The 11,865-nt window shown below is 61.0% G+C and carries 14 protein-coding genes; 5 read left to right on the top strand and 9 right to left on the bottom strand.

Annotation, left to right across the window (positions count from 1 at the left end; translation table 11 throughout):
• Positions 1-60: 60 nt before the first annotated feature.
• Both KIH45_RS16670 and KIH45_RS16675 read right to left on the bottom strand, forming a co-directional pair.
• Complete coding sequence (locus KIH45_RS16670; RefSeq protein WP_213177132.1) at positions 61-1,545, bottom strand: HlyD family type I secretion periplasmic adaptor subunit; 1,485 nt, start codon at positions 1,543-1,545, stop codon at positions 61-63.
• On the bottom strand, positions 1,542-3,218 hold the full coding sequence (locus KIH45_RS16675) for a type I secretion system permease/ATPase (RefSeq protein ID WP_337925505.1): 1,677 nt from the start codon (positions 3,216-3,218) through the stop codon (positions 1,542-1,544). Before KIH45_RS16675 ends, KIH45_RS16670 begins: the two co-directional genes overlap by 4 nt.
• Positions 3,219-3,414: 196 nt before the next feature.
• On the opposite strand from KIH45_RS16675, the gene KIH45_RS19390 reads away from it, so the two are divergent.
• Positions 3,415-3,768 carry a hypothetical protein gene (locus tag KIH45_RS19390; protein WP_273544192.1) on the top strand — a complete coding sequence of 118 codons (354 nt, stop codon included), beginning with the start codon at positions 3,415-3,417 and terminating at the stop codon, positions 3,766-3,768.
• 122 nt (positions 3,769-3,890) lie between these two features.
• Here KIH45_RS19390 and KIH45_RS16680 read toward each other — a convergent pair whose 3' ends face one another.
• Positions 3,891-4,424: a cell wall hydrolase gene (locus KIH45_RS16680; protein ID WP_213177133.1), complete on the bottom strand. Its 534-nt coding sequence runs from the start codon at positions 4,422-4,424 to the stop codon at positions 3,891-3,893.
• On the opposite strand from KIH45_RS16680, the gene KIH45_RS16685 reads away from it, so the two are divergent.
• Both KIH45_RS16685 and KIH45_RS16690 read left to right on the top strand, forming a co-directional pair.
• Positions 4,423-4,563, top strand: coding sequence for a hypothetical protein (locus KIH45_RS16685; protein WP_213177134.1), 141 nt, complete (start codon positions 4,423-4,425; stop codon positions 4,561-4,563). The two genes, KIH45_RS16680 and KIH45_RS16685, sit on opposite strands and share 2 nt — an antisense overlap.
• 167 nt (positions 4,564-4,730) lie before the next feature.
• Positions 4,731-5,162: a M23 family metallopeptidase gene (locus KIH45_RS16690; RefSeq protein ID WP_213177135.1), complete on the top strand. Its 432-nt coding sequence runs from the start codon at positions 4,731-4,733 to the stop codon at positions 5,160-5,162.
• Positions 5,163-5,359: 197 nt separating this feature from the next.
• On the opposite strand, the gene KIH45_RS16695 is transcribed toward KIH45_RS16690, so the two are convergent.
• On the bottom strand, positions 5,360-5,677 hold the full coding sequence (locus KIH45_RS16695) for a hypothetical protein (RefSeq protein ID WP_213177136.1): 318 nt from the start codon (positions 5,675-5,677) through the stop codon (positions 5,360-5,362).
• Between the two features lie 60 nt (positions 5,678-5,737).
• Here KIH45_RS16695 and KIH45_RS16700 point away from each other — a divergent pair, with 60 nt between their 5' ends.
• A complete protein-coding gene (locus KIH45_RS16700; RefSeq protein ID WP_213177137.1) occupies positions 5,738-6,055 on the top strand; it encodes an excalibur calcium-binding domain-containing protein in 318 nt (105 codons plus the stop codon).
• Positions 6,056-6,061: 6 nt separating this feature from the next.
• Positions 6,062-6,475, top strand: a complete 414-nt coding sequence (locus KIH45_RS16705) for a hypothetical protein (RefSeq protein ID WP_213177138.1) — start codon at positions 6,062-6,064, stop codon at positions 6,473-6,475.
• A gap of 203 nt (positions 6,476-6,678) precedes the next feature.
• Here KIH45_RS16705 and KIH45_RS16710 read toward each other — a convergent pair whose 3' ends face one another.
• The 5 genes from KIH45_RS16710 to KIH45_RS16730 form a co-directional block, all read right to left on the bottom strand.
• Positions 6,679-7,911, bottom strand: a complete 1,233-nt coding sequence (locus KIH45_RS16710; RefSeq protein WP_213177139.1) for an RNA-guided endonuclease InsQ/TnpB family protein — start codon at positions 7,909-7,911, stop codon at positions 6,679-6,681.
• Positions 7,912-8,112: 201 nt separating this feature from the next.
• Positions 8,113-8,979, bottom strand: coding sequence for a hypothetical protein (locus KIH45_RS16715; RefSeq protein ID WP_213177140.1), 867 nt, complete (start codon positions 8,977-8,979; stop codon positions 8,113-8,115).
• Positions 8,980-9,473: 494 nt separating this feature from the next.
• A complete protein-coding gene (locus tag KIH45_RS16720) occupies positions 9,474-10,526 on the bottom strand; it encodes an IS110 family RNA-guided transposase (RefSeq protein WP_048884335.1) in 1,053 nt (350 codons plus the stop codon).
• Between the two features lie 106 nt (positions 10,527-10,632).
• Entirely contained in the window at positions 10,633-11,415 is a 783-nt protein-coding gene (locus tag KIH45_RS16725; RefSeq protein ID WP_213177141.1) for a hypothetical protein, read from the bottom strand.
• 96 nt (positions 11,416-11,511) lie between these two features.
• Positions 11,512-11,832 carry a hypothetical protein gene (locus tag KIH45_RS16730; protein ID WP_213177142.1) on the bottom strand — a complete coding sequence of 107 codons (321 nt, stop codon included), beginning with the start codon at positions 11,830-11,832 and terminating at the stop codon, positions 11,512-11,514.
• Positions 11,833-11,865: the final 33 nt, after the last annotated feature.

Genomic DNA, 11,865 nt, shown 5'->3' on the forward strand with positions numbered 1-11,865 from the left:
GTCGATCAGCCGTGGCGCATCATGTCCATCGGACTGCGCCAATGGGCGCATGGGTCGTGATTAATGCGCCTTGGTATGACTGATAGGCGAGAGCAGGTACTGAATGATCCGCCGCCTGCCGGTCTTGATCTCGGCCTGCACGGCCATGCCAGGCTGAACCCGATCGCATAGTGGCGAGCGCTCGGGGGCATCCGCAGCGCAGTGCAGAGCGATCCGCGCGGCATAGACCAGACCCGGCTGAACCGGACGACCGTTATCATCACGCACTGACCCGGCAGGCTCTCTGCTCTGATCTATGGCATCGCGGCTGATCGTTTCGACCGTACCTTCGATCATGCCGTAATCGGTGAAGTTGAACGCTTCGAGCTTCACGGCGACGCGCTGACCGACCTTGATGCCGCCGATGTCCTTGTTCTGAACGAACGCTTCGACCGCGATGTCGCCGTTGCAACTGGCAGCATTGGTTGCATCGTTTGCCTTGCAAGGCACGATCACCATCAACGGCTGCGCGGGCTGGACCACCCCGCCCACTGTGCTGACCGCAAGCTGCTGCACCACGCCATCTACCGGCGAGCGCATTTCCTGATAACGGCGGCGGCGCTCGGCCTTGCGCACTTCCTCGGACGCCAGCCCCGCCCGATCATTCGCTTCGGCCAGTTCAGTCACAGCAGTCTTGCCGAAGTTCTCGCGCAAGCTCCGCAGTTCCGCCTCGATCGTACCGATGGCAGCACGGGCCTTGGCGGCATTGGCCTCCTGCACATCGATATTGCGTAAATGCTCGGCGCGCAGCTGTTCGTATTCCAGCAGCTTGAGCCGCGAGTAGTAACCCTTCTCGGCAAGTTCTGCCCGCGCATCGCGCTGCTGATCGAGATAGGGCAGGCTTTCCCTGAGCTTGGCAATCTCCGCCTCGGCGCCTGCCAGTTCGGCGCTCCGCTCGGCTCGCTGCTGGATGAGGGAAGCCCGCTGCGCCTCGTATTGGGCGATCGCGCTGCGCACATAGATCTGTTCGGTCTCGATGACATTGGGCGGCGTGCCTTCCGGCGCCCGGAAGGTCGGTCGTTCGCCCCGCAGATGAGCGAGTAGAGCATTGTTACGCGCCTGGATCACGCGGGCCGAAGCAAGCCTCTGCGTCGATTGTGCCTCGTCGGCACTGGCAAGGGTGGGATCGAGTTCGATCAGCAACTGCCCCTTTCTGACGAACTGTCCGTTCTTCACATGGATCGCGCGCACCGCGCCGATCTCGATCGGCTGTATCAGCTTCACGTTACCGTTTGGCACCGTCTTGCCTGAAGTGACCGCGACAACGTCGATCTTGCCCAGAACCGCCCAGAGCAGGGCGAGCACGAACAGCCCGCAGGTCAGCCACAGCAGCATGCGCATGCCGGGGCTTGGCGGCTTTTCCATGATCTCCAGCGCGGCGGGCAGGAACTCATGCTCCTCACGCGAGCGGAAGGCCTTGTCGGCGATGGTTTGCGCGTTCCATGCCTCACGCAGGACCGACCAGTGTTTGGACATTGTCGGGAAGCGGGTGGCGAGCGCGTTCATTCCGCCGCCTCCTGCACGCCTATCTGCTTGGAGTAGAGCTGGGCATAGCGACCGCCCTTGCGCAGTAGCTGGTCGTGCGTGCCGGCTTCAGTGATATCGCCTGCCTCGATGGTGATGATGCGGTCGCAGGCCCGGACCGCCGAAAGCCGGTGCGCGATGATGAGAACCGTGCGGCCCATTGCGATCCGTGCAAGGTTGTTCTGGATGATCTCCTCGCTCTCGGCATCCAGTGCGCTGGTCGCCTCGTCGAGAATCAGTATCTTGGGATCGGTAATTAGCGCACGGGCGATGGCGAGCCGCTGGCGCTGTCCACCCGACAGGTTGGAGCCGCGTTCCTCAATGATCGTGTCGTAACCATGCGAGAGGGTCAGGATAAACTCGTGCGCGCCTGCCAGTTCGGCAGCGGCGATCACCCGTTCCATTGGCAGGGTCGGGTTGGCGAGCCCGATGTTCTCGCGCACCGAACGGTTGAACAGGATGTTTTCCTGCAGCACCACTCCGACCTGCCGCCGCAGCCATGCCGGATCGACCAGCGCGAGATCGGTGCCATCCACCAGCACCCGTCCCTGTTCGGGCACATAGAGCCGCTGCACCAGCTTGGTAAGGGTGGACTTGCCCGAGCCCGACGGACCCACGATCCCCAGCATTTCTCCGGGAGCAATATCGAGGCTGACGCCGCGCAGGGCCTCGGGCGCATCGGCGCGATAACGGAAGCGCACCTTGTCGAAGCTGATCGCGCCCTTGATCGGCGGGAGGCTTGCGCGGTTGGGATTGTGCTCGGGTTCGGCGGGCGCGTTGAGGATATCGCCAAGCCGATCGACCGAGATGCGCACCTGCTGGAAGTCCTGCCAGAGCTGTGACAAGCGCAGGATCGGCTGTGCCACACGGCCTGCCAGCATGTTGAAGGCAACAAGGCTGCCGACAGACAGGTCGCCAGCAATCACAGCCTTGGCGCCGAAGAAGAGGATCGCGACCGTCGTCAGCTTCGAGACCAGCTGGATCGCATGGCTGCCCCAATTGGCCAGCACCGTCACGTCGAAGCCGGTCTTCGTATAGCCGGCGAACTGCTTTTCCCACTTGTCGCGCATGCGCGGTTCGACCGCCATGGCCTTCAGCGTGCCGATGCCAGTGACCGTCTCGACGAGGAACGCCTGGTTCTCCGCGCCGCGCTTGAACTTCTCGTCAAGCCGGGCACGCAAGGGCGGGGTGACCACAACTGAGATCACCGCATAGATCGGCACCGTAAGCGCCACGATCAGCGTCAGCATCGGCGAGTAGAGATACATGACGATGAAGAAGACGATCGTGAAGAACAGGTCGATCACCACCGTCACCGCGTTCGAGGTGAGGAAGTTGCGGATGTTCTCAAGTTCGCGCACCCGCGCCACGCTGTCGCCCACGCGCCGTGCCTCAAAGTAGGAGAGGGGCAGGGCGACCAAATGCCGGAACAGCGAGGCCGACAGTTCGGCATCGACCCGATTGGTGGTGTGGGCGAACAGCCAGTTGCGAAGGCCGGACAGCAGGGTCTCGAAGACTAGCACTGTTGCCAGACCGATCGCCAGAACCTCCAGCGTCGTCATCGACTGGTGGACCAGCACTTTGTCGATCACCAGCTGGAAGAAGATCGGCGAAGCGAGGCCCATCAGTTGCAGGAAGAAGCTGCCGAGCAGCACGTCGCGCAACCGGCTTGCGATACTTGACCAGCGCCGGGATGAACCAGCTGATATCGAAGGCGCGCTTCTGCCCGGCGATATGTTCGCGGCTGGTCATTAGAAGCAGGTCGGCCTTACCGGCATTCAGTGCGAAACGTTCTGCGACCTCAACTTCGGACCAGATTTCTGGTTTTTCGGCACCGGCAGGCATCACCAGATGGCGGACACCGCTTTCGTCGCTGTCATCGACCTTGAGCAACACGGCCGCGCCACCGTCAGCCAGCGACACCAGAGTTGGCAGCGGCATCTTCGCGAGATCGGAAAGGCCTGCCGACCGTCTCCGTGCTATCAGGCCAAGCCGCTTTGCGACGCGCAGCAAATCATCAAAGGAATAGGGGGCATCGCCCTTGCCGCGATCGTGATGGATTTGTTTGGGGTCGGCCGGGACACCCAGAAACTGGGCAAGCAGAACGAAGCACGAAAGTGCAGCGTCAGCGAACATCTGCGCGACCCCCCCCCTAATGCGCTGCGAATATCCCCCACGGCTTCGATTGCGCGAGAAGTACAGTAGCGAGCGTGATAGCGGCCGACAACCCATAATAAGCCATCATTTCTATAGCTTGTCATGCTGCCTGGCGGCAGACGGTGGCTCAGAAGTCGTCCGGTCAATCCTAGTTGTCGGACTTGTCTAGTTCAGGTCGCCGAATAGAAGATGTGGTTGCCAATCTGCCCCATCTTCTTGACGCGCTTGCGCCACGACGGCGCGACATAATCAGCGTGGAAATAGACGGCTGATTGCATCCCTGCGGTCTTGCGACCTTCGACCACTTCGCGGGCCAGCGCGCTATGGCGTTCGTGACAATCGTGCGGGACCTTGGGGACCTTGCCACGCTTCACGAATGAGAACTGCGCGCGCTGTGCGATGACGCCGCATGCGGTTGCCGGCCACCGGGGATTTGCCTTTCTGGCAAGGACGACCTCGACGACAGCGATCTGGCCGTCAGTGGGTTCGCCGCGGGCTTCGAAGTGGATGGCTGATGCAAGGCAGTCGATTTCGGCCTGCTCTGCCAGCGTCGGGACATTGGGCTCGGGCAACTCGATCCTGATCGGATCGACGATTACCGGTTCTGGAGCGGAGAGATCGAATAGACCTTCTTCCGCGGCGGCTGCCTGAAACTGGGGGGCAAGCGCACCAATGGCCGCGAGGCTGGCGAGAATAAGCTTCATGTTCAACTTTGCTTGTGCGCCGAAGGGAACGGACACGTTTCTCGAGGCTCACCTCGGTCAACGCCCGCGCCTGATCTCCGGCGTCTGGTGCGCCGTCAGCCTGATCGAGAACGATTGGCTGCCGGACGGACCTGGCTGAAATGCTTTCGCTGCGTCTGTCGCAGGGAATTTTCCCAGATTGCTGGGGTCTGGAACAAGAGAATTTTTAGGATGGGATAGACAAATACTGCTTGCCTCCCCTGCCCTTTCCTGAGCCTCTCGACTGGACGGTTTGGACGGCGGGGCTCGGCATCCTATAATCGCGGTATGGTCAAGCTCTTCCGCATAGGATCGGCATCTGCCGTGATCGCAGCGCTCGTGATGGGCAGCGCCCTTCCCGCACAGGTCGTGACGTCCGAATTCGGCACGCGCGATGACCCGTTCCACGGCAAGAAGCGTGCTCACAAGGGCATGGATCTCGCAGCGCCCACAGGCACGCCTGTCCATGCGACCGGAAACGGTGTCGTCACTTATGCTGGCTGGAAGGGTTCATACGGCCTGCTGGTCGTCATCAGGCATCCGTCTGGCTACGAGACCCGCTTTGCGCACCTTTCGAAGGTCGACGTAGGAAAGGGTCAGTCGGTCAGGAAGGGCAGCATGATCGGGCGTATCGGCTCTACCGGCCGGTCAACCGGCCCTCACCTGCACTACGAGGTGCGGCTCAACGGTAAGGCGCTCGATCCCAGCCGCTTTATGTAAGCTTGTCGGAGTGGATCGCCGATGGACGAGAACAAGGAACAGACGCTCATCAGCTTTGGGCTCGGACTAATCATACTTTATCTCATCTTCTTCTACCTACCGGACAGGGAACAAAGCGCGTTCGATCATGGTCTCTGCGTGGGTGGAGGGAATGATTATGATTATTGTTTCGAGATCCATCGCTGATCTTAGAAACTTTAGGTAGCTGTGGCGGTAAATCGCTGCCCGTTCATCGTCGATGCGATAATCCGGATCGCCATGTCTCCGGTGAGGCGCTTGGCGTTGAGTTCATCGCATAGCTCGTTCATTTCGGCATAGGTGCCATGGGCCCATGCGGCAGGCACTGGCGAATATCCCTGCTGGTTGGCTTGCGCCACGCCCAATACTGCCTCGACCATTTCGCCATCCTGCGGCAGGACCGCGATGAAGGCGAAGGGCAGTCCGCCGTTTTCGCGTTCGCTCTTGCGAGCATAAGCGTCGGCAACGGCCTCGAGGTGGTTGGGCGAGGTATGCATGTCGTCGATTTCCTATCAGCATGATGACGTGGTAAGCCTCACGTCGTGGGGGAAATTCGGATGAAAACTCAGGTTAGGATCGCGACTGCGATCTGTGCTTTCGCGCTGGCATCGGTTTTGCCGGCGGCGACGTCGGCCGCGCATGGCGGGCGCCTGGCTGCCGATGGCTGCCATAACGATAAGCAGAACGGCGGACGGCACTGTCATCGCGGCTCGAATGCCGGAGCATCTGCGCCTGTGCAGCGTTCGCCTGGTGGTTCGGCCTACTATGCCAATTGCGCGGCGGCGCGTGCGGCTGGCGCGGCGCCGGTACGGCGCGGGCAGCCCGGCTATGGTCGCCATCTGGACCGGGACAACGACGGGATCGGGTGCGAGTAGACCGCGATGGAAGAGATACGCGGCAACAACGACAAGCCGTTTGAACGCGACTGGTCAATTGGAGACTACGCGCTTTGCATCAACAATGGCCAGCTTCTGCTGCGTCCGCAGGGCGTAAAGGTTGCGATCAGGGTCGCTGCCAACCCTCATCTGATGGTCGGCGCGGTTTATCGCGTAGTAGCGGTCCAGGGCGGTATGGACAGGCAGCAGATGGGTCTGGCCAAGGTCGCCTTGTTTCTTCGGCTTGACCGGTTCTGGAACAAGATCGTCGAGCGCGATTTCGGGCCGTTTCTTATGCTTGAGGGCATATCGGGCCCACCGCATTGGTCGGGGCGCTTTGTAAAAGTCACGCCCGATGAAGCCGATGTGGAGATGGCTGAGGACGTCGAGCTCGACGAGCCGGTGAGTGTCCCTGCATGATCGTGGCGGACCCCGTAGGGCCCGCCACATCCTGATTACGCCTGCGAGGCGGCGACGAGCCTGAGCACGCTGGCGGCGCCGGTCATCGCGTTCATGGTGGTCTCGATCCTGTTCTCAGCAAGCCGGTCAGGATCTTCAGGCGCATCCGTGCCGTGTTCTTAACATCTTCCCCGCCCTGAAGAGACGGGGATTTCCTTGGTTGGCTAGGCCGCAACCGAGAGGATAGTTGACGCTTCGCAGGGAGCTAATGCCTTGCCCTCAGCGTCCAGCAACGGAGTGTTCCCCCGCCGTTTAAGGTTGATACCGCGCGCAAGGATATTGCGTGCGGCGTTGATGTCGGCATGCGCTTGATGATCGCAGGCATTGCACCTGAAGATCGCTTGGCTCTCGCGATTTTCTGGCGCGGTATGACCGCATTCGGCGCATTGCCGGGAGGTGTTCTTGGGATCGACGGAGATCAGGATACCGCCGCGTTCTTCGAGCTTGTAGCCGAGCATGGTGGCAAACGAGCCCCAACCGCTGGCAAGGATCGCCCTGTTCAGACCAGACTTGGCTCGAACATTGCGGCCTGGCTCTTCAGCAGAGCCCTTGGCTGATCGGGTCATACCCGAGATATTGAGCGCTTCGATAGCGACGAGGCCGTTGTCGTTGGCGATCGAGCGAGAGACCGCGTGCAGCATGTGCTGCCTCCGCCGGACCTGCCTCGCCTTCAGACGAGCAAAGCGGCTGCGTGCCTTGGCATAGCGCCGCGAGCCGCGCTTGCGCCGGCTCATCGCCTTCTGGGCCCTGCGGATGGCGGCATCGGTATGAGCGACGCCAGCAGGCAGCCGGTAGATATCGCCGGCAGACGTAGCGATCGGAGCGGCAACGCCGCGATCGATGCCGATCTGGCCAAGCGGCGTTGCGGAAACCTTGAATTCGCAAGTAACAGCGAAGCTGACGGCCCATCCCGAAGCATCGCGGCGCAAGGTCGCCGTGCGGATGCTCTTTTCCATTCCGGCCAGCTTGCCGCCATAGCTGTCCCGCATCCGGATCCAGCCGATCTTGGGAATGAAGACCTCCGACCAGCGGCGCGAGATCCGGCGGACCTTAACTTCGCGGCCGTCGTGCCGGAAACTGTCGTCGAGATATTTGCGGCGCGGGCGCGGATAGGCGGCACGGCGCGCGAAGAAGTTCTGGAAAGCGCGCTCGAGGTCGTTGAGTGCGTGCTTCTGAGTGGTCTGAGCCCGCGCGGCGATAAAGTCGAACTCGGCGCGCAAGGTCTTGATCTCGGCACTCTGGGTCGACCGGCCAAGTTTATGGCGCTGGCCCCAGGTGCGGCGCTGCTCGAGCATCAGGTTGTAGACTAGCCGGGTCACCCCAGCAGTGCCTTCGAGATCGGCAATCTGCTGTGTGGTTGGCTTGAGCCGATAGACTTGGCCTCGGATGAGTTCCATTTATATGGCCCCCTTTCATAGTTGGCTGTCTAATGCGGCGGAGCTCGGATCGATTGCCCGCACGGCTACAATGAAGAGCAGAAGTACCGGTGGCTTAAGCTCCTATCCCTCCCCGCCCTGAAGTGACGGGGCTTCCCGGAGCAATTGGGTGAGTGTCCCTGCATGAGCGTGGCGGACCCCATAAGGCCCGCCACATCCTGATTACGCCTGCGAGGCGGCGACGAGCCTGAGCACGCCGGCGGCGCCGGTCATCGCGTTCATGGTGGTCTCGATCCTGTTCTCAGCAAGCCGGTCAGGATCTTCAGGCGCATCCGCTCCATATTCGTGAGCGTCGTACCAAATGTCGGCAGAGACCCCGCCATCGAGGTTGTCTGCCAGTTCGAGGATCTTTGCCCGTTCGGGCAGATTGTTGAACGGCAAGCCCCTTACCTTACCTCCGACGACCTGCTCGACGCTCCTGTCGAGATGTTCGTCGCCATGAAGTTCGAAGTAGGTCTCGACGATCTCGGATGCGTCCATGGTGTCGAGGTCGCATTCCTGCGCCTGGTCGCAGTGGGACAAGTCGTCCCAGTTTTCACGGCAATAGGCGGCAAGCTGGATCTCGAGCCCGTCATCATCGGTCGCGATGTAGAAGTCGCCGCCATGCTTGTGCGAGATGCGACCCACATGGACCTCGGTGACGCCGGTTTCGATATCATCGATATTGAGATCGAGAAGGTCGGCCAGGTTGAGGAGGTGACCGTAAGGCGAGATGCCGAACTCCTCCGCGCGCTCTTCTGCGGCAACCTGTTCGAGAAAGCTCTCGTCGATCGAATAGGTCGCGTTTGCGATCGGGTCGCGGGCGACGATGAGATTGTCACCTTCGATGTCGCGCAGGCGGCCTATCGGACGGGCCATCGGCGGATTGATGTCGCCGGCCTTGCACGCGGCGGTCAGCGCATTGGAATTGCGGAAGCCGAAGGCCATGGCCGCGATTTCGAGAACCTGGGAGCGCTTGAGCTTTACGCCCTGGACCCCAAGGGCCTTCTCGAGGCGGTCGAGAACGACCGGCAGCGGATTGGTAGTCATGTTCCTGTATCTCCGAAGGGAGGCTGGCGGTTAGGGCGCAAAGGATCCCGCGTTGTCTGCTGGTGCCGGCCTCCATCTGGATTCAGGATGGTAGATGCTCGGTAGTCTTGCAGTGTTCCGTGGGTTCGCCTGGCCGTTGTTGGCACCGCGCCATTGGCGCTGCGGGATCGGCGGGCTCACGGGGCCCGGATGCGTTCGGCATCCTCCATGCGCCCGCATAGTGTCGGGTGCATGGAGGAGGTCGTTCACAAAAAATGTATGACCCGCCCTGTCCATGCAAGGGTCGATTGGTGTTGACGGTGCCAGTCTGCACAAATGTATCCGGCCTCTCGCGAGTGGGCCGCTGTTGCGGCCAGGCCTTGATGAGATCCGCGCGCCTCGTTCCCAGATAAATGCTTCGGGCTTTCTGCCCGTTTTTTTGACGGGGCTTACGATGCGCTGGTCCACTGTCTCGTCATCACTCTTACGAACCTCGCAGTTGGTGGCGGCGCCGTTCAGCCGAACGCTGGAACGCGCCGCTCGTAGGTGGCGCCCGGCTTGGTCAGAATCACCCAGACAACGCGAGCGATCTTGGCAGCCAGGGCGACCGTGACCTTGTTCTTGTGCATCCTGCTCTCAAGCCCGTCGAGCCATGGGCCCAAGCGGTCCCTGCTTCTATCGAGATGTGTAACACAGGATCGAGCACCATGGACGATCATCCTTCGCAGGTATTTATTGCCGCGCTTGCTGATGCCAAGCAGCTTAGTCTTCCCGCCGGTCGAGTGTTCGCGCGGCACTAGACCGAGCCAGGCAGCGAGATCACGTGCCCTGCGGAACTGACGTCCCGATCCTGCCGCCGCCAGCAGAGCGGTCGAGGCCAGCGGTCCGATGCCCGGCACAGTCATCAGGCGCCGTGCGGTATCGCTGCGCGCGGCGATGGCTTCGATCTCGTGGTTCATGGCTGTGATGCGCTGTTCGAGTTCCATCATCTCGCCGTGAACCTCCGTCAGGATCCGGCGCATCGAAGGGGTGAGCTCGTTGGTCTCATCCGCAAGCACGCGCGGTATCTCGGCCTTGAACTTGCCTGCGCCCTGATGGATCGCGATACCATACTCGAGACAGAAGGCGCGCATCTGGCTGATCAGCCTCGTTCGATGGGCGATCATCCGGTCTCGCACCCGGTGGAGTGCTTGCAGGTCGATCTGCTCCGGTGTCCTTATCTCTACGAAGCGCATCGTCGGCCTAGTGACGGCTTCCGCAATGGCTTCCGCGTCGATGATGTCGTTCTTGTTCGACTTTACGAAGGGCTTCACGAATTGTGCCGGCACGATCCTAACTGTGTGCCCCATCCCTAGCAGCTTGCGCGCCAGCCACTGCGAACCGGGGCATGCTTCCATCCCGACCAGAACCGGCGACGCGCGTTCGAAAAACTGCAGCAACGTCTCCCGCCTGAATGTCGCCTTCTGGATCGGTGCATGGGCCGCATCGAGGCCGACAACGTGAAAGACTGTTTTGCCAATGTCGATGCCGAAGACGGCTGCATCTCTTGGTTGGTTGCGTATGCTCATAATTACCTCCTTCTCAGTCCGCCGAATGTGCATGGAAGGACAGGGCGGGTCATCCCATTAATGGGGGCCTGATGGCCCCCTTGCTCGTTGCGGTTCTCTGGTTGTCTCAGCGGAAACGGTCGCTGTACCTGCTGAGAAATCCTGAAGGATCGTATGTTGGAGCCTTGTCCCCTTCGATCTGGGCCTGGTTGATGCGCTCGCGCAGAGACGGAGCCTCGCCAGTCACCAGCTCTTCGGCTTCCTCGGCAACCGTCACTGCTTCGGTCTGGTCGTTGACAGGCGCTGCGTCGCGTTCTTCGGTAGCGGCCGGGACCGTGGGTTCTTCGACGATCTCTTCTGTAGAGATCTCATGGACCGGTTCGGGATCAGCGGGGGCGAGGATCTCGGCCTCTTGCGCGACCACTTCTTGAACGGGCGGATCAGTTTCGATCTCTGCGGCTTCATCTGCGTCTGCAACTTCGCGCGCGTCGGTAATTGTCGCGGGTTCTTCTGCAAATTCCAGGGCGACCAGATCGGGGATCGATCTTGCGAGGAAGACCCTTCTGTCAGCGCGGGAAAGCACGACTTGCTCATCTTCGGGTAGCTTGATCACGTCTTGCGCACGCACGGTCAGGTACGAGGCGGCGTCATCAGGCTCGGCGTCTTCTTCCTGGATGAAGAGCAGACCCCTGTCCTCGAGGTTCTTGATCACGACAAAGCTTCTGCCCCTGTAGGCAACGGGCGAGCCGACGCCGAAGGGACGATCAACGATGTTCAGGTGCTTGGAATGGATACTGATCATTCCGTCCTGCAGAAGACCTTCGAGTGATTTTACAACCACTGTCCCGTCGTCCTTCTGCTCGACGACGCGACCGAAGTGCGTGACAATGTCACCGGCTTTGAACTGCATTGTTCCTTCGCTTTCCCGAAATGCGCTGGGTGCCTGTAGCGCGATTATAGGATGAGCGAAGGAAATGCAGAAACCCGTTCTACCTGCCTTGGATGATCAGGCGAGGTAGAGAGCGATGCGAACCGCGCGCTGGGTTTCCAGCGGGTACTTCACGTAGTAGTCCGACCGCCGCAGGATGTCCTTGCGGATGGTCTCGCGGGCGCGATCGATCTGGCGATCATTGCTCGCCTCTGCCGTGGCCAGAACCTGGCCGGCCTTTGCCGCGGCGTAAGCGCCGGGCACCAGTGCGATAGCAACGACCAGCGTGGTCAGAACCGCGCCTGCCTGCGTCCAGGCAAGGCCCAGAGCGAAGCGCGCGATAGCGATAGCGGCGAAGATTGCGAACAACCCTGCCAGCACGTAGAGAAGAATTTCCATTTCAGGCACCCTTTTTCCATTCAGTTTGGAGTA

This window comes from Croceicoccus gelatinilyticus, from assembly GCF_018398395.1.
Taxonomy (GTDB): Bacteria; Pseudomonadota; Alphaproteobacteria; order Sphingomonadales; family Sphingomonadaceae; genus Croceicoccus; species Croceicoccus gelatinilyticus.